Annotated in this window: 16 protein-coding genes; 11 read left to right on the top strand and 5 right to left on the bottom strand. The window is 42.3% G+C overall.

The genetic code is table 11. The annotated features are described in order from the left end of the window. Positions 1-6 precede the first annotated feature (6 nt). A complete protein-coding gene (locus JMX95_RS07520; protein ID WP_045446657.1) occupies positions 7-504 on the bottom strand; it encodes a DUF4124 domain-containing protein in 498 nt (165 codons plus the stop codon). A 982-nt stretch (positions 505-1,486) separates the two neighbouring features. On the opposite strand from JMX95_RS07520, the gene JMX95_RS07515 reads away from it, so the two are divergent. From JMX95_RS07515 to JMX95_RS07480, 8 genes are all read left to right on the top strand, one after another. Further along, positions 1,487-3,199, top strand: a complete 1,713-nt coding sequence (locus JMX95_RS07515) for an acetolactate synthase 3 large subunit (protein ID WP_201555017.1) — start codon at positions 1,487-1,489, stop codon at positions 3,197-3,199. Further along, positions 3,199-3,696 (top strand): acetolactate synthase small subunit, encoded by a 498-nt coding sequence (gene ilvN / locus JMX95_RS07510; RefSeq protein ID WP_045454430.1) that lies wholly within the window; start codon positions 3,199-3,201, stop codon positions 3,694-3,696. Before JMX95_RS07515 ends, ilvN begins: the two co-directional genes overlap by 1 nt. A 147-nt stretch (positions 3,697-3,843) precedes the next feature. Continuing rightward, positions 3,844-4,860, top strand: a complete 1,017-nt coding sequence (ilvC, locus tag JMX95_RS07505) for a ketol-acid reductoisomerase (protein ID WP_045446660.1) — start codon at positions 3,844-3,846, stop codon at positions 4,858-4,860. Between the two features lie 271 nt (positions 4,861-5,131). Next, positions 5,132-5,557, top strand: a complete 426-nt coding sequence (locus JMX95_RS07500) for a hypothetical protein (protein WP_045454429.1) — start codon at positions 5,132-5,134, stop codon at positions 5,555-5,557. Positions 5,558-5,937: 380 nt separating this feature from the next. Beyond that, positions 5,938-6,150, top strand: a complete 213-nt coding sequence (locus tag JMX95_RS07495; RefSeq protein ID WP_010196799.1) for a cold-shock protein — start codon at positions 5,938-5,940, stop codon at positions 6,148-6,150. Between the two features lie 253 nt (positions 6,151-6,403). Next, positions 6,404-6,967: a DUF421 domain-containing protein gene (locus JMX95_RS07490; protein WP_201553372.1), complete on the top strand. Its 564-nt coding sequence runs from the start codon at positions 6,404-6,406 to the stop codon at positions 6,965-6,967. A gap of 453 nt (positions 6,968-7,420) precedes the next feature. Further along, positions 7,421-8,170 (top strand): electron transfer flavoprotein subunit beta/FixA family protein, encoded by a 750-nt coding sequence (locus tag JMX95_RS07485; RefSeq protein ID WP_201553375.1) that lies wholly within the window; start codon positions 7,421-7,423, stop codon positions 8,168-8,170. A gap of 151 nt (positions 8,171-8,321) precedes the next feature. Continuing rightward, complete coding sequence (locus JMX95_RS07480; RefSeq protein ID WP_045446673.1) at positions 8,322-9,254, top strand: electron transfer flavoprotein subunit alpha/FixB family protein; 933 nt, start codon at positions 8,322-8,324, stop codon at positions 9,252-9,254. 96 nt (positions 9,255-9,350) lie between these two features. Here JMX95_RS07480 and JMX95_RS07475 read toward each other — a convergent pair whose 3' ends face one another. Together JMX95_RS07475 and JMX95_RS07470 are read right to left on the bottom strand one after the other, a co-directional pair. Beyond that, positions 9,351-10,145, bottom strand: coding sequence for a TrmH family RNA methyltransferase (locus JMX95_RS07475; RefSeq protein ID WP_201553377.1), 795 nt, complete (start codon positions 10,143-10,145; stop codon positions 9,351-9,353). Positions 10,146-10,249: 104 nt separating this feature from the next. Continuing rightward, entirely contained in the window at positions 10,250-11,233 is a 984-nt protein-coding gene (locus JMX95_RS07470) for a class 1 fructose-bisphosphatase (protein ID WP_045454425.1), read from the bottom strand. A 416-nt stretch (positions 11,234-11,649) separates the two neighbouring features. Here JMX95_RS07470 and JMX95_RS07465 point away from each other — a divergent pair, with 416 nt between their 5' ends. From JMX95_RS07465 to JMX95_RS07455, 3 genes are all read left to right on the top strand, one after another. After that, positions 11,650-12,723: an aspartate carbamoyltransferase catalytic subunit gene (locus tag JMX95_RS07465; protein WP_201553379.1), complete on the top strand. Its 1,074-nt coding sequence runs from the start codon at positions 11,650-11,652 to the stop codon at positions 12,721-12,723. A gap of 177 nt (positions 12,724-12,900) precedes the next feature. Further along, positions 12,901-13,995: a dihydroorotase gene (locus JMX95_RS07460; RefSeq protein WP_227676005.1), complete on the top strand. Its 1,095-nt coding sequence runs from the start codon at positions 12,901-12,903 to the stop codon at positions 13,993-13,995. Beyond that, complete coding sequence (locus tag JMX95_RS07455) at positions 13,988-14,536, top strand: DUF2127 domain-containing protein (protein ID WP_227676002.1); 549 nt, start codon at positions 13,988-13,990, stop codon at positions 14,534-14,536. The genes JMX95_RS07460 and JMX95_RS07455 overlap by 8 nt, the downstream gene beginning before the upstream one ends. Before the next feature lie 117 nt (positions 14,537-14,653). Here the strand turns inward: JMX95_RS07455 and JMX95_RS07450 are convergent, their stop codons facing one another. Both JMX95_RS07450 and JMX95_RS07445 read right to left on the bottom strand, forming a co-directional pair. Then, positions 14,654-15,928: a cation:proton antiporter gene (locus JMX95_RS07450; RefSeq protein ID WP_201553391.1), complete on the bottom strand. Its 1,275-nt coding sequence runs from the start codon at positions 15,926-15,928 to the stop codon at positions 14,654-14,656. A gap of 131 nt (positions 15,929-16,059) precedes the next feature. Further along, complete coding sequence (locus JMX95_RS07445) at positions 16,060-17,673, bottom strand: DUF2254 domain-containing protein (protein ID WP_227676001.1); 1,614 nt, start codon at positions 17,671-17,673, stop codon at positions 16,060-16,062. Between the last annotated feature and the right edge of the window lie 363 nt (positions 17,674-18,036).

Raw genomic sequence — 18,036 nt, 5'->3', positions numbered from 1 at the left:
TTAAGCCTAGGTAGTTGAGTTGCCACAATACTGATCAATTGCCTGCTGTACGCGTTCACGTTTGAGCTCAATTTCACGACCGTCTAAATATTGACGCTTGCCATTTGCATCCATCTCATAAATACGTCCGCCGACATTCAAGTTGGTCAAATTATTGCGGAGTGACTGGCAACGCTGTGCATTGGCTTGTGCTTCTTGTTCTTTAATCCGTGCTTCAAGCGCTGCAACTCTTTGCTCTTCTACGCTTTGAGTATTAGTACTTTGATTGGCATCTGTTTTGCCAGCCAATTGTCCTGCATTGCTTTGTCTGCCATCACTACGAAATTCAATCAGCTCAATGTTTTTACCATTTTGCGGCGCATGTTGGCTGTATTTGACTTCACCATGTGCACCGACAGATTTATAAACTTGAATAGCATGACTGGCATTCATCGACAGCATTAGCACATACGCAGTACTCATAAGCAGTTTGGTAGCAGTATTTATTTTAGACGCATATGCCATAGTAGCAATCCTCTCAAGGGGTAAAAAACAGATGTGTATATATGTGTCAATATAACATTTAAGTGTTGGAATGGTACTAAAAATGTACCAGCTTTCGATTCTAACAAATAATCCTTATGAATGTATATTATTTAATAACTAATAGTTAGGGATGGGCTTTAGAAGTTTTTCTTGACAATAGCTCACAAACCATCGAATATAATAGCAGTTGATTGGTCAGTGAGCGGCTTTTATGATATTGCCGTGGCACTTGAAAATGAGGACGATAGGTTACTTATCAGTGGCTTACGCAGTTTTCGTTTCTTTGTGACAATGATATTGCAAAGATAGTAATCATAACGATTGTTATCGATAACTTTATGTATTGTCTCCGGACTTATCTGTCTACAATGACTAAGATAAACTTATTATTTGAAATGCGCTAAGCGTGACTCTAGCGGTTGTATTAAACATGGAAAAATATTCAGCAATTCAATCTTTTTAATAAGCCTGTCGTAAAATCTAACCATTTTACAAATTAGTATTGGCTGTGAGAGTGATTTAAATTGTGAATATCGATGCCTCTGTATAAATCAATCTGTTGTAAATGCTGTCTGCTATTTATCAATAATAAGCTTCTTTTATAGATGCACGCGCATCTTGTCACTGTACATCGATAGACTCCTGCCATAAAACTGACCCTACATATATTGCTGTGTTTGAGTAGCCTGCTGTCTTATAAAACAGCGTTACTTAGAGATAGTGGGCACACATTCTTGATATGGATAAGGATTTGCAGCCATTTCTATAAGATGAACCATCTTGTGTAAATAGCATGGTTTTCTCTTATAAATGAACGCCAATTCTTGACAAAAAAAAGGTGATGACAGTGACGCAAACCACGCAAAGTCCGAATATGACGGGACATACCCAAACGGGGAATGCCGCCAAAAATTTTGAAGAAAAGCAACAACGCCTCGCTGAGGGTAGTGAGCAACCTATCATGCTATCTGGTGCTGAGATGTTGGTGCAATCACTGACTGATGAGGGCGTCAAATATATTTTTGGCTATCCAGGTGGTGCGGTTCTTCATATCTATGATGCTTTGTTTCAACAAGAAAATATCGAGCATATCTTAGTACGTCATGAGCAAGCAGCCGGTCACATGGCAGATGCTTATTCGCGAGTCACAGGGCAGACAGGTGTAGTATTAGCGACGTCAGGTCCGGGTGCTACTAATACCGTAACGGCTATCGCAACAGCGTTTATGGATTCTGTGCCGATGGTGGTCATCGCAGGTCAGGTACCTAGCAGCCTAATTGGGGAAGATGCCTTCCAAGAAACAGATATGGTCGGTGTATCACGTCCTATCGTGAAGCATAGCTTTCAAGTGCGCCACGCTAGCGAAATCCCAATGATTGTCAAAAAAGCCTTTTATATTGCTCAGTCTGGACGCCCAGGTCCTGTAGTGATTGATGTACCAAAAGATATGACCGCGCCAAGTGAAAAATTTGCTTATGCTTATCCAGAAGAAGTGTTTATACGTTCGTATCAGCCGTCATTAAAAGGCCATAGTGGTCAGATTAAAAAAGCGGTTGAAACACTGCTTGCTGCAAAGCGTCCGATTATTTACTCTGGTGGCGGTGTTGTTTTAGGCAATGCGCATAAAGAGCTTACTAATCTTGCGCACCGTTTAAATTTACCAGTAACCAATACCTTAATGGGCTTGGGTGCGTTCCCTGGTTCTGATAGTCAGTTCTTGGGTATGCTCGGTATGCATGGCACTTATGAAGCCAATATGACCATGCATCATGCCGACGTCATCTTGGCAGTTGGTGCACGTTTTGATGACCGTGTCACTAATAATGTCAAAAAATTCTGTCCGAATGCGACGATTATTCATATTGATATTGATCCTACCTCTATTTCAAAAACGATTAATGCGCATATTCCGATCGTGGGCGATGTCAAATCTGTCCTGACCGATATCATAGAAATTGTTGGTGATGATAAAGAGCTAGACCAACCAGCATTGTTGGATTGGTGGTCACAGATTAATGAGTGGCGTAAGCGTCATGGCCTGCGTTATGACACCAGCACTGATAATGGTATTAAGCCACAAGCGGTCGTGCAAGCCTTAGATAAAGTGACTAATAGTAACGCTATTATCACCAGTGACGTCGGTCAGCATCAGATGTTTGCTGCCCTTTACTATACCTATAATGAGCCGCGTCAATGGCTAAACTCAGGTGGTTTAGGGACGATGGGTGTTGGCTTGCCGTATGCGATGGCCGCCAAATTAGCTTGTCCAGATCGCGACGTGGTTTGTATCACGGGTGAAGGCTCTATTCAGATGAATATTCAAGAGCTCTCAACCTGCTTACAATATAATTTGCCAGTTAAAATCTTAAATCTAAATAACGCCCAATTAGGCATGGTGAAGCAGTGGCAAGACATGCTGTATGAAGGTCGTCATGCCCATTCTTATATGAATTCACTACCAGACTTTGTCAAGCTCGCTGAAAGCTATGGTCACGTCGGTATCAAGATTACTGATCCTGCGACCATGGAAGCACAGTTGGCGGAAGCCATGGCAATAACAGATAGATTGGTATTTATTGACGTTTATGTCGATCGTAACGAGCATGTATATCCGATGCAAATTGCTGGGCAAGCGATGCGTGATATGTGGTTAACAAAAGGGGAGCGTACCTAATGCAACAACAACATCTGATTTCGGTATTGATGGAAAACGAAGCGGGTTCGTTGTCGCGAGTGGTCGGTTTGTTCTCTCAACGTGGCTACAACATTGAAACTTTGAACGTTGCGCCAACAGACGATTCGAGTATTTCTCGCTTAACATTGACCACTATTACCTCACCTGAAAAAATAGAACAAATCACCAAGCAATTGCATAAATTGATTGAAGTGGTTAAAGTGCTTAATCTATCAGATACCGTACACGTCGAACGCGAGTTGATGCTCATAAAAGTGCGGGCAACGGGCGGCGTACGTGAAGAGATTAAACGCAGTGCCGATATTTTCCGTGCACAAATCGTTGATGTAAACGCCAATCTATATACCATTCAAATCGTTGGTGACAAAGCCAAACTTGATGGCTTTATTGATGTGATTGGTCGTGAACGTATTATGGAAGTGGTGCGTTCGGGTGTGATTGGTATTGCACGCGGCGAAAAAACGCTCAGTTTATAATGGGTGCTTACTGTACTTATTGTAGGTCAAATTATTTATTCAAACATTAACATAGCGCTTATCTCACCCATCACTTCGATAAGGTGATTATAATTTAAGTGTTTATTTATCCATGGCAAGCCATGATTTAGGAAAAGGACTCTGTTTATGAACGTTTATTATGATAAAGATTGTGATCTATCAATCATCCAAGGCAAAAAAGTTGCCATCATTGGTTATGGTTCACAAGGCCATGCACACGCGCTTAACCTACAAGATTCAGATGTTGATGTGACCGTTGGTCTACGTGCTAACTCTGGCTCATGGAAAAAAGCAGAAAACGCAGGTCTAAAAGTAGCTGAAGTAGAAGAAGCGGTAAAAGCCGCTGATGTCATCATGATTTTGACGCCTGATGAGTTTCAAAAAGAGCTATATAATGATGTAATCGAACCAAACATCAAAGAAGGTGCAACCCTAGCGTTTGCTCATGGTTTTGCGATTCATTATAACCAAGTCGTACCACGTGGTGATCTTGATGTCATCATGGTTGCGCCAAAAGCACCAGGTCATACGGTACGTTCAGAGTTTGCAAAAGGCGGCGGTATTCCAGATTTGATCGCTATCTACCAAGATGCATCAGGTCAAGCCAAGCAATTAGCCTTGTCTTATGCTGCTGGTGTTGGTGGTGGTCGTTCAGGTATCATCGAAACGACGTTCAAAGATGAGACTGAAACGGATCTATTTGGTGAGCAAGCGGTACTTTGCGGCGGTGCAGTAGAGCTGGTTAAAATGGGCTTTGAAACCCTAACTGAAGCTGGCTATGCCCCAGAAATGGCTTACTTTGAGTGTTTGCATGAGTTAAAGCTTATTGTAGACCTCATGTATGAAGGCGGTATCGCTGACATGAACTATTCAATCAGTAACAACGCTGAATATGGCGAATACGTAACTGGCCCTGAAGTCATCAATGAGCAATCACGTGAAGCCATGCGTAATGCCCTAAAACGCATTCAGTCTGGTGAGTACGCGAAGATGTTTATCTCTGAAGGCGCAACCAACTATCCATCAATGACGGCTCGTCGTCGTAACAATGCAGAGCATCAAATCGAAATCACTGGCGCTAAGCTACGTGGCATGATGCCTTGGATCGGTGGTAACAAAATCATCGATAAAGAAAAAAACTAATTCAGTATTAGGCTATTAAGAAATTAGTCGCTGATATAGAACTAAGAGCTCATGCTATTACTTAATAGTGTGAGCTTTTTTAGTTTGCACTACTTTAATGAAATTTTAACCACAATCGCTTTGGTGTTGGTTGAAAACTACCAATCGATGCCTCATATATTTAGCCTTCATTGACTTTTTTGAATATTCTTAGTGCAACCAATTGCTGGTTAATTATCAAAACGATTGAGTTGCGCGTTCTTACTTTTTTATAGATTATAGGTTGTGTGTTGTGCAAATATCTTATCCAGACTGGCTAACGCCGCAATTCGTATATATTACTCTTAGCGCTGTGGTAGCTGTTTTAATATGGATAGAAGGGGAGATGCTCAAAAAAACCGATGGCAAATTGCCTAAGTCTAAGTTTTTTCAAATCAGCTCACTCTTGGATACTTTGTGGTTCTTTATTTCCGTTGTCATATTATATGTGATTGACTTGACGCCACTAGCCATTACGGTACCTGCTGCTTATGGCATCTATACTACCTTTGGATGGATATACGGGACGCGTTTACTAAAGCGTAAAGGTATTCCTGATTCTCCTAAAGACTTGGTGATACCTGCTAAATACATCGCCTATAGTCAGTCATTTTCACTGATATTTTTTGCGCTTTGTTTGTTAGTATTAAGTTCACCGTGGCTACCGATATCTCAATGAAGTATATGCTGACTTATTACCTATTTATTATTTGAGATAATGCTGTCACCAACTTAAATGACACCTTTACGTTAGAATGATAGATAGTAAATGATATGAAATATCTTTCTTATCAATGTATTAGATAGTATTTAATTGGCTTTCGTGACTTTTCAAAACGGATTATCGTTATTTACAAAAATCATCAATTTAACCTGTTGCGATTATAAAAAGCTGCTATAATCAGGCTGTACTCAAAAGATTTTAGGTCGTAATTTCAAGCTATCTAACGATATTTTGATCGTATTGACTGTTGCATTTAGCAGAAAATAGTTTGGGTATATATCAATTAATCGGTGACGACACACGTCTCGCCAACAGTTAAAGAGTTAGGAAAATTTATGTCAGATAAAGTTGAAGGCACTGTAAAGTGGTTTAATGAAGCTAAAGGTTTTGGTTTTATCGCTCAAGACAATGGCGGACAAGACGTATTCGCTCACTACAGCGCTATCCAAGGTGGTGGTTTCAAAACTCTAGCCGAAGGCCAAAAAGTGTCTTTCATCTTAGGTGATGGCAAAAAAGGCCCACAAGCCGAGCAAATCGAAGCTATCTAATCTCATTTGACATCTGGTAAGCTGATTAGTCAGTAAGCTTGATGACAGTAAGATTATCAATATGCATTGATGCCTTTGTTTGTTAAAACAATAAAAATACTGTTTCAACTCTAAAAAAAAGCAACCTGATAAGAGGTTGCTTTTTTTATGCCATTTTTCTCGCTATAAACGTAAAATCATCAAAAGTATACTGATATTAGCTGTCAGTCATCAGCACTGACTCAAAAAAGATCTAACAAAATAAGGTTGTTTTATGAAGTGGGAGGCATGGTTTTCAATCGATTGGCAGCAAGTGCTGGGTATTTCTCTATCTGCAATCGGTTTTTATTTAGGGTTAATGTTGTTTACAAGATTGATGGGGTTGCGGAGTTTCTCCAAGCTCTCAAGCCATGATTTTGCGATGACTGTCGGTATTGGCAGTATACTCGCTTCAACGGTGCTATCAAACACACCGTCATTAATGCAAGGGCTGTTTGCTGTCGCAGTATTGTTTGTGATTCAAGGGGTTATCTCATTTATCAGGCGTAAATTCAAACCGTTAAAATCTCTGATAGACAATCGAGCCATTATATTAATGGCCCATGGCGAGTATTTTAGTGGAAATTTAAAAGAGGCCAATCTCAGTACCAGTGATGTTCAACAGGTTTTGCGCAAGAATGGAATCAAGTCTAAAACGGAAGTATTTGCTGTCATTATGGAAACCACAGGGGATATGAGTGTCATCAAAAATAATGCGGTTACGCCTGACTGGTCATTATTCGATGATATACGCGACAGTGAGTTGCTGATTGGTTCCAGTAAAAACAGCAAGTCGTAGATTTTGAGTTTTTGATTGTTGTGCTCGATGGATGCCAACGAGATAGATCACAACAATCCATTAAGTAACTATCGTGTTGACAGTGCTAAAAACAGGTGAAATATTGAGAATGTAGGTTAAAGAAGACTGTAAAATTGTGCACTTATAAACTATTTATTATAGAATGGTGACAAATTTATGACGCATTATTCACGGCGTTGTCTTGACCTTATGCCTGTGGTCACGCAAGATACAGGGGTCTGATAATAATGGTTGGCTTAGCTTTAGCAGATTTTATCAATGAGTAGTGTGATACTAATACCATTTTCGGTATTGTTTCTTCTTGCTTAATTAACTACTATCTGTTGACGCAGTAATAACCCTAAGTAGTATTTTGAACGACAGTTTAAAAAAATGAACCTTTGGTTCTTAACTGACAATTTTTAATTCATAACATTAATAAACGAGGAACGTATGAAAGCATTAGTAGCGGTCAAGCGTGTCATTGATTACAACGTAAAAGTTCGTGTAAAAGCTGACAACTCTGGCGTTGATTTATCAAACACTAAGATGTCAATCAATCCTTTTGATGAGATTGCCGTAGAAGAAGCAGTACGTCTAAAAGAAGCAGGCGTGATTGATGAAATCATCGTGGCATCAATCGGTCCAAAAGAATCACAAGAACAGATCCGCGCAGCACTAGCATTGGGCGCTGATCGTGGTGTGTTGGTAGTGACTGACGACAAGCCGTATCCATTACAAATTGCTAAGATCCTCAAAAATATCGCCGAGAGTGAAGGCACTGATATTATACTATTGGGTAAGCAAGCCATTGATGATGATAACAACCAGACTGGTCAGATGCTAGCGGCATTGATGGGTATCGGTCAGGGTACGTTTGCATCAGAAGTGAAGGTTGAAGGCGATAAAGTAAACGTCACTCGCGAAATCGACGGTGGTTTACAGACGCTAGCACTTGATTTGCCAGCAGTTATTACCACTGACTTGCGCTTGAATGAGCCTCGTTATGCTAAATTGCCTAACATCATGAAAGCGAAGAAAAAGCCACTTGACGAAAAAACGCCTGCTGATTTTGGTGTTGATATGGCCTCTAAGCAAGAGATCATTAAAGTTGTGCCACCTGCTGAACGTAAAGCTGGCATCAAAGTGGGTTCAGTGGATGAGTTGGTCGATAAGCTAAGAAACGAAGCAAAAGTCATTTAATGTTTCAATGATTGGATACTTCGCTACGGCATATCCTGTAGAGGGCTATAGATTTAACTGATTTATTTCATATTAAATAATAGTTACTCAAACAGCTTTGTACACAAACAACCGCATGAATAGATGATACGAATAAAAAAGGATTAAAATCATGGCAATTTTGGTATATGCAGAACATGACAATGCCAGTCTAAAAAAGGCAACTTTGAATACCATCGCTGCTGCTAAGCAAATGGGTGATGATATCCATGTGTTGGTTGCAGGTAGTGGTGCTCAAGCTGTCGCTGACCAAGCAGCTAAAGCAGAAGGCGTGACTAAGGTATTATTAGCAGACAACGCTGCCTATGAGCATCAATTGGCGGGTAACGTCGCACTATTGGTTGCTGATATCGCTGGTGATTACAGTCATATTCTTGCACCAGCAACCACTACTGGTAAGAACTTTATGCCACGCGTTGCCGCTTTACTTGACGTAAGCATGCTATCAGAAATATCTGCCGTCGTAGATGCGCAAACGTTTGAGCGTCCTATCTATGCTGGTAACGCAACAGCAACTGTTAAGACCACAGAAGATAAAGTTGTCATGACAGTACGTACCACGGCTTTTGACCCAGTAGCAAGCGAAGGTGGATCAGCTACTGTTGAGACAATCGACAACGTGCAAGAAACTGGCAAAGCAAGCTTCGTTAATGAAGAGATGGCGAAATCTGACCGTCCTGAATTGACTTCAGCAGGCATTGTGGTTTCTGGTGGTCGTGCCTTAGCAAATGGCGAAAACTTCACCAAATATATCGAGCCATTGGCTGATAAACTTGGCGCTGCTGTTGGCGCATCACGTGCCGCTGTTGACGCAGGTTACGTACCAAACGATATGCAGGTCGGTCAAACGGGTAAAATCGTTGCACCAGACTTATATATCGCAGCGGGCATTTCAGGCGCGATTCAGCATTTAGCAGGTATGAAAGATTCTAAAGTTATTGTTGCTATCAACAATGACCCAGAAGCGCCTATCGCTAGCGTTGCTGATTACTTCTTAGAAGCGGATTTATTTACAGCATTGCCTGAGCTTACTAGCAAGGTTTAATCGTTATTTAGTGATTAGTTAAGTATAAAAACCCGCTATTATTTATAGCGGGTTTTTCGTGTTTGAGAGGTATGTTTTTGATTCAGTCAAACAACATTAGTTATAATTTCTTTGACGTAGTGTTTCATACAAGCATAATGAGCCTGCAATGGCGACATTCAGACTTTCTTGACCATTAGGCTGTGGTAGAGCGATAGGGGTAGCACACTGCATCAGCTCATCACAAACGCCTTGTCCTTCATGTCCCATAATCCAAGCCACAGGCGCAGATAAATCGTGATCGTAAATGATAGTATCTGTGTGTGAGCTGGTCGCAAATAGCGGTGTTTGTACATGGTCTAAAATATCTTGCGCACTTAGACCTTCATAAATAGTCAGAGCAAACTGAGCGCCCATGCCTGCTCGTAATGTCTTAGGGGACCACGCTTGTGCCGTAGCGCTGGTACAGAGTATGTTCTTGATGCCAACCGCTGCTGCGGTGCGTAATAGGGTGCCCACATTGCCGCTGTCTTGCACATCATTTAAAATCAAGCAGTCATTATCAATCATCGATAAACGAGGCGTTGGTACTTTAATGATTGCCATGATATCGATACCAGTACCTAAGCTACGAATGCTCTCATACAGCGAATTTGATAACGTTAAAATAGGCGTATAAGTAGGCAAGCGCGTCAAAATTTGCTGAACCTCAGGATGGTTGTGCGCAGACTCTGCGAGTAGGATTTGGACAAACGGGTAGTCGCTACGCAGCGCAGCATCGATGAGATGCACGCCCTCAATCACCGTTTGACCTTGCTTCTTCCGCTGCCGCGCTTGCGTTAACAAGGATTTGACAAGTTTAACGGTCGTATTTTTATCTGAGGTAATAAGCTCGGTGGGATTTGCTACCATAGTAGATCGCTTAGAAAAAAATATAGAAAAATTAAACAATCAGTATAAAGTACTACAAATGCTCTGGCTTTATACTGATTATTATCAAAGTAACGTTAAAGGGCTTATTTATCAGCGTAAGTTACATGCAGATTTTTAACATAATCGACTTCATTTTTGCTGCCTAGTACCACTGGGACGCGTTGGTGAATATCGGTTGGCTCTATGTCTAAAATGCGATTGACTGCATCAGTAGCAGCGCCACCCGCACGCTCAATCAATAAGCTCATTGGATTGGCTTCATACATCAAGCGTAATTTGCCCGCTTTATTGGCATATTTGGTATCGAACGGATAAGTGAAGAGACCACCGCGACATAAAATACGATGCACATCACCGACCATAGCAGCCACCCAGCGCGTATTAAAATCGCGACCACGGACACCCGTTTCGCCAGCAATTAACTCATCGATATACTGCTGCATGGGTGCGCGCCAGTAGCGGTAGTTTGAAGCATTGATGGCATATTCGCTGGTATCGGCATCGATTTGCACGTTTTCTTGTATGAGTACATAATCGTTAGTGTCAGGATCTAGGCTAAACATCACGACATGATCGGCGATAGTTAGCGCTAGTACGGTAGAGGTGCCATATAATAAATAGCCTGCTGCTAGCTGTTGATTACCTGCTTGCAAGAAGTCGCTATTTTCACTGACTTGACCTTGGCGCTGGTACGGTAAAATAGAAAAGATAGTGCCAACGGCCATATTAATATCGATGTTTGATGAACCATCAAGCGGATCGAACAATACCAACAAACTGCCATCTGCATTGGCAGGGGTAGCATCGTCAAGCTCTTCTGAGGCAACGCCTGCACAATGGGTATTTTTCGCCAAAGCATCTAATAATAAGTCATTGGCCAGTACGTCCAGTTTCTTTTGGTCTTCACCTTGGACGTTTTGGTTACCAGCTTCGCCTAGAATGTCTGCTAGTGCCCCTTTTCTCAATAATTGTGAGATGGTTTTACCCACGTCAGTGACAGTCGTAATAACGTCACTCAGTGCAGGATTGGGTGAATAATCATTGAGATAGTCTGTAAGGGTTGTCATAAGGCTTCCTAATAAATGCTGTTAAAATAAAGGCTACTGAAACTAAGGATTAAATAAGGGATTGAAAAATTGGTTAGGTGGCACTTTACAGACCTAAATCTGGCAAATTTTTAAATACCTCGCACGGCATCTTTGTCCTGACCACAAAATCAGCTACACTATCACTATTATTATTTATTTATCGTTTGGCTAAGCGGATTTTTGATGATGGTTTTGACAGGTCTATGGCTACTGCCCAAGAGAATAACAATGGCTGTTTTTTACGGCGCTATGTCTCTCACTGCCACTGGGGTAAATTGTAGCAAATAAGTGCCAAAATGTCCTTGTCTCTGTGCTTATCGTCGACTATAAATCGCCAAAAAACGCATAAATAATGATTATTAAATCATATAAACCAACAATAAAGACCTGCCATTATGCCAAATTCTATCGATAGCCGCTCAACTCAGACAGTCTCGCCAACGGATTATGCTAAATTTGATCCTGATACCATTCATGAGAAACTTGATGCGTCGTTGAGTCGTCCGCAGCTGAATGCTGATGGTAGCATTCGCCATTTTTTGGGGGTAGAAGGTCTTAATAAAGCGCAGTTGCAAGCGATTATTGCCAAAGCAGAGACGTTTTTTGATGATAACGGACAGCTCATTAACCGTCCTGAGCTCGAAGGCTATACGGTGATGAATTTGTTTTTTGAACCGTCAACGCGTACCCGTACGACCTTTGAAGTAGCCGAAAAGCGTCTCGGTGCCAATGTGCTCAATATCGATATCGAGCGCTCTAGTACCAAAAAAGGTGAAAGCTTGCGCGATACGCTGTGGAATCTACAAGCCATGACGGCAGATATTTTTGTGGTACGGCATTCAGCGTCAGGTGCTGCCCATTTTATGGCAACCGAAGTAACACCAGATATTGCTATTATTAATGGCGGCGACGGCTGGCATGCGCATCCAACGCAAGGGATGCTCGACATGCTCACCATTCATCGTGAAGCACCGCGTCCATTTGAGGAGCTGTCAGTGGCTATCGTTGGCGATATCAAGCATTCGCGAGTGGCGCGCTCAGATATCAGTGCGCTACAAACCTTGGGCGTTAAAGACATTCGCGTCTGTGCGCCGCGTACCTTATTACCGAAAGGCATTGAGCGCTTTGGGGTACAAGTCTATGAAGATATGAATGAATGTGTCACCGACTGTGATGTCATTATGGGATTAAGAATACAAAACGAGCGTATCGGCTCGCCGCTGCTGGCATCATCGAGTGAATATTATAAACACTATGGTATTACACCAGAGCGCATGGCGTTGGCTAAGCCCGATGCGTTGGTCATGCATCCAGGGCCGATGAACCGCGGTGTTGAGATTGCATCAAGCGTTGCCGATGGCGACCAGTCAGTGATTTTAAAACAGGTGAATAACGGCATTGCTATTCGTATGGCAGTACTGTCGCTAGCTATGGAAGGTCAGCGCGCTCACCAAGCCGCGAATAAATAATCCTCTGCCTCGCTGTTTTATATTTATTTATCCCATTTTATTGATACGGTAATAACGCTCATGACAACTATGTTAAATATAGATGCACCGATAATTAACCATCTTTCTCAATCATTTAAAGACTCACTATCAAGTGCTGCGACAGATAAGTTGGCTTCACTCGAAGCTGGGCGTGAAATGTGGGTACTGCCGCCTTTGGTTGATTTGTGCGCCCGCCTACGTGAGCCGGGTCAACAACAACATGGCACTTTGGAGTCAGAAGGGCGCGCTGCTCGCGCCAATGGTTTTTTGCATGTGGTCATTCCGCCTGATACCAATCCTATCTTAGAGAACGGTTCATTATTAAAGGGCTTACGTGAGCGCGCGCTTGGTGATGGCGGCATATATTTGCATATTTTGGGTGCATTGACTGCTGGTTTAGAAGGCGAGCGTCCATCAAATATCGCTGGGCTTAAAAAAGGCGGTTGTATAGCCGTTTCTAATGCGCGCCGCCCTTTTCGCAATGACTTAGTATTGCTGCGTACACTGGAATACGCCGCGACTTTTAATATGAAAGTATTCTTTTATCCTGATGAGCCAAGTCTATCTGGTGATGGCGTGGCGCATGAAGGTTATATCGCGTCATATCACGGCTTGCAAGGGATTCCTTGGATCGCTGAAACGGTTGCCTTATCAACGCAGTTGCTAATGGTTGAAGAAACGGGCATCGCCGCTCACTTTAGTCAACTGTCGTGTAAATCTTCAATCGAATTGATGCGCTGGGCAAAAGATAAAGGCTTGCCCGTGACTTGTGATGTGGCGATGCATCAGTTGTATTTGACCGATGATAATTTAGAGGGTTTTAACGCCCAAGCCTACGTATTACCGCCCCTGCGTAGTAATACCGATCAGCAAGCCATCCGCCGTGGTTTGAAAGATGGCACCATTGATGCGATATGTAGCCATCATGAACCCTTGAACAGTACCGCCAAGAAAGCCCCATTTGCTGAGAGTACACCAGGCATCTCAAATTTTGATACCTTTATGGCGCTGGCTTGTCAGCTAGTAAATGATGAGGTATTAACCTTAGAGCAACTTGTCGATAAAATCTGTCTCAATCCGGCGAAAATCGCTGGTATTAGTGAGCAATATGAAAAAATCGGCGGGGCAGTACTGGTGGATCCTAATTTGGAATGGCAAGTTACCGCACAATCCATGCTGTCCAATGGTAAAAACACGCCATTCTTTAATCAGCAGTTGCAAGGCCGCGTTGTGGAGACTTTCTTTGGCTAATTTGCCTAGGCAGGATGATAGTCTGCAACCATCCTCGAAGGATAGCGATCATCACTTGCACAACCAAACCATCAAGTCGCACAGTACTGCTAGTGAATCTATCAAAGCGGTGGCAATCTATGAGGTGGTTAAAGGGGTCGGTGCACTATTAGGGGCAGGGGCTTTATGGTCATGGCATACTGACCTTGACCATTGGCTAACGACGGCGACTGCTTCTTGGCAACAGACTTTTGGACAGCTACTGGCACCGCAAGTTGACAGTGCAGTACGGATTGCCCAGCAGGCAAGTAAAAACTGGCCATTATTCTTGTTATTAATCTTTGCTTACGCCAGTTTGCGTTTCCTTGAGGCTTATGGCTTATGGCAAGATAAAACGTGGGCGTATTGGTTTGGTGTGCTGGGTTATGGGGTGTTTATTCCTATTGAGCTTTACTATCTAATCGTTAGCCCATTTGATTGGTTTAAACTTGGAATATTAGTCTCAAACCTTCTTATTGTGGTCGTGGTCTATCGTAATATGAAGCGTAAAGGTTTAATATAAAAAGTGCGTATATAGCGGCTATCAAAAAAACTGAATGTGTATGAAAAAGCCAGCATAAGATACTCTCTTATGCTGGCTTTCTTTTGCTAAAATGATTGGCTTAAAACTGGTTATAAATTATGGCTTTGCTGTACTCTTATCAGCGCGAATGCTTTTGGCGACTTTGCCAATACTCAAACCTTGCACCAAGATAGAGAATATCACCACTGCATAAGTGAGCGCCAACAAGATATCGCGTTCGGTTCCCAGCGGCAGCTGCAATACTAAAGCTACCGAAATACCCCCACGTAATCCGCCCCATGTCAGCACTTTCCATGCACCATTCGGTAAATCGAGCTGACGATGAAAGGTTTTGGTCGTCATACCTACAACGATAAAACGCGCAACTAGGGCAATGACAATCGTCAAACCAGCGGCGATAAATAAATTACCCGAATAAGCAATCATCACTACTTCTAAACCGATGAGTACGAATAAAATAGCATTGAGAATTTCATCGATTAATTCCCAAAATAAATCAATATAATGCCGCGTTTTATCGCTCATCGCCAATGCTCGTCCGCGATTACCAACCATTAATCCCATCATCACCATGGCGAGTGGTCCTGATAAATGCCAATGGCTGGCGAGTGCATAACCACCTATCACACCAGCAAGCGTTAATAACACTTCTTCTTGATAGCTATCGATACTTTTCAGCATGTAATACAGAATCGCCCCAAGTACTAAGCCAAAAATAATGCCGCCACCAGCTTCAACCGCTAGAGTATGCGCCACATAATTGACCGTCGGTATATCACCACTGGATAAAATCCCTAGCAGCAATACAAAGATGACGACGCCGATACCATCGTTAAATAATGATTCACCCGCGATGACCGTTTCTATACTTTTTGGCGCGCCAGCCGATGCCAAAATACCCATTACGGCAATGGGGTCGGTCGGTGATATTAGAGCACCGAATAGCAAACACCAAAGAAACGGCAAACCGAAACCAAGCAGCGGCAGCATAAAATAAAGCGCCGTGGCGATAAGCATCGCAGAGACGATGGTACCGACGCAAGCAAGGATACCAATAGGCAGTTTATAACGTTTTAAATCGCTGATATTGACGTGCAGCGCCCCTGCAAATAACAGCATAGAGAGCATGCCATCTAATAAGACTTCGGTAAAATCAAGCTGCTCTAATAAGCTTACTTCATAATCAATCAGCTGATCAAATCCCAAAAATCCCAAAAATATGGCGCCAATAGATAATAAAATGGAGATTACCATCACGCCAATCGTGGTCGGTAGACCAATAAAGCGATGGTTAACGTAAGTTAATAGGGCTGTGATTGATAAGAATATCGCGCTGATTTCAAGTATGGTTAGGCTACTGGTAGGGGCCATGAAAAAATTCTCAAGTAATGATGAATGGTCTTAAGCTTAGTGCTTATAAGGATTAGAAAGTTTCTATTTCTATTTTGGTTGTTTTTTATTCTTACCTCAGCGGTATGTACCATATTATAAGTAGGAAAAAACTATCTTGATTGCGTTTGTAATGCTTGGCGAATATGGGCGTCAAACGCGCTAACATAGTCAAAATACTGATGATGAGCATCGTTACTAAGTATAAATTGTTGGGCTTGTTGGCACATCGCGCTCAAGTCATCTATCAGCTCTTGATAGCTTAGGTTTTCTTCTCCAGCACGCTTAATCAGTTTTATCTCATGCAATAGGGTTTGCTGCTGTGCGTTATTTACGCGAGCATAACTTAGATTGACCATCGCCTGACATAGCGCTTTTAAGACCATCAAATCTGCTGCTGCATACCGACGTATCTCGCCAAGCGAGGTATTGATAAAATCAGATATTTTGGGAGTATGAGTAACTATGGCTAATATCGCCAAGCGTTGCTGTCTAACTTCGGCTTTCGATGAATCATCGTTTTGTGCCGGTGTATAAAAATGATAGGGACTGGGCGGCTGGCGACGCATCATAATACTTAAGCAACTGGTCAGTGATTGTACGCAGTTGACCGCTGTTTTTGGATCATTGATACCAGGCGATAAGGCGCGGACGGCGATTTCAGTCATTTGTCCCAAGCTATAAGCAATATCGTTAGAATGAGCCAGTCGTTGTTCGATACGTATACAGCCTGCAAAGCGTTGCCAAAAAAGCCCGTCAGGGGCACGCGGTACAACAGCTAAAGATGGCGTCGCTGTTTTTTGTCGATTGTTTGGATGACCTGCTGGACGCTGGTAAAAGTAACCGATGACGTTTTTGTCAGTGACATAATCACCAAGATTAATACGCATTTGCACCACGCCGCCATAGTCTTGTGTCAGTGTAATCAGTGATTCAAGATAGAATTGTTGGACATAACCTGAGCTTGGTGGATAAATGGGCATCGCTGACCAATGATGAAACTGTTCAATGTCATGATGTTCTATATCGCGTTGATGCTGGATATCGCAATGATCACGATACCAATAGTGAATATTATTAATCGCATCATTGCTGGCGTTTTGAATCACATGTGAGGCTTGAATGGCATGTACCATATGCTGTACAAAGTACACCAGCAACAGCGCACATATAATTGCCATGATAATCGCAAAAGTCACTGCGAGCTGTGGCACACCAAAAGCTACGTCATATTTATGGATGGATTTTAACACCAATAAACTATAACTAAAGGTGCCAATGAACGCCCCCAATACAAATTGATTTGGCGTATCGGTCAAAAAATTGCGCAATAGCCGTGGGCCAAATTGCGAAGAGGCCATCGATAGCACGGCGATTGTAATGGAAAAGGTCGTGCCTGCTACGCCTAATACTGCGCCTGCAATCGCTGTCATGATAGCGCGCGCCGCATCGTCGTCACCGGTAAAAGCAAAGGTAATCTCTCTAACTGTTTCGCGGTCAAAGTGTTGATCGATAGTGACCAATAAAGGCGCAAGCAATATTCCAACGATGACGCACGCCGTTGGGATAAACCAATAAGAGCCAATAAGCTGCTGCCATAGGTTTCTTAGTCGATCGGGTAAATCCAGTAGCGTCTGTAGCGACCAGAGCTGGGCAAATTGCTTTAACCTATGCATGATGGTGAGCAATAGCGACTTAAGCCAGCCACTTTTAGGGTGTTTATCCAATATAATGTGCTCCAAAAACGACCTAAAAATCAAGCAAGTTTTATTGATAAAAGCTGTGCTGTTGCACCACTGAATAAAGAGACTTAAAGAGAATTACCTTACCATATAAATAGGATCGTTTAAAAATTTAGTAAAAAATAAGCCCCTATCATAGGGGCTTATTTTTAGCATAATGGATTGTTTTGTTAATTGACTAGATTGTCAATCCAATTGCTTATCGCAGTGCTTACTTTTGCTAGCACTGATGGCTCTTCTTTACTGTCCATACTTAATGAACGCGTTTGCATATAGTCAGTTCACAATAAAATAAATACAGCCCATATCCTGAAATAGCTTAGGCAGATTATTCTCCATCCACCCTTG

Source organism: Psychrobacter sp. NC44 (assembly GCF_904846655.1).
Lineage (GTDB): Bacteria > Pseudomonadota > Gammaproteobacteria > Pseudomonadales > Moraxellaceae > Psychrobacter.
The sequence above is the reverse complement of the archived record's forward strand: the minus strand, read 5'-3'. Positions and strand labels throughout refer to the sequence as shown.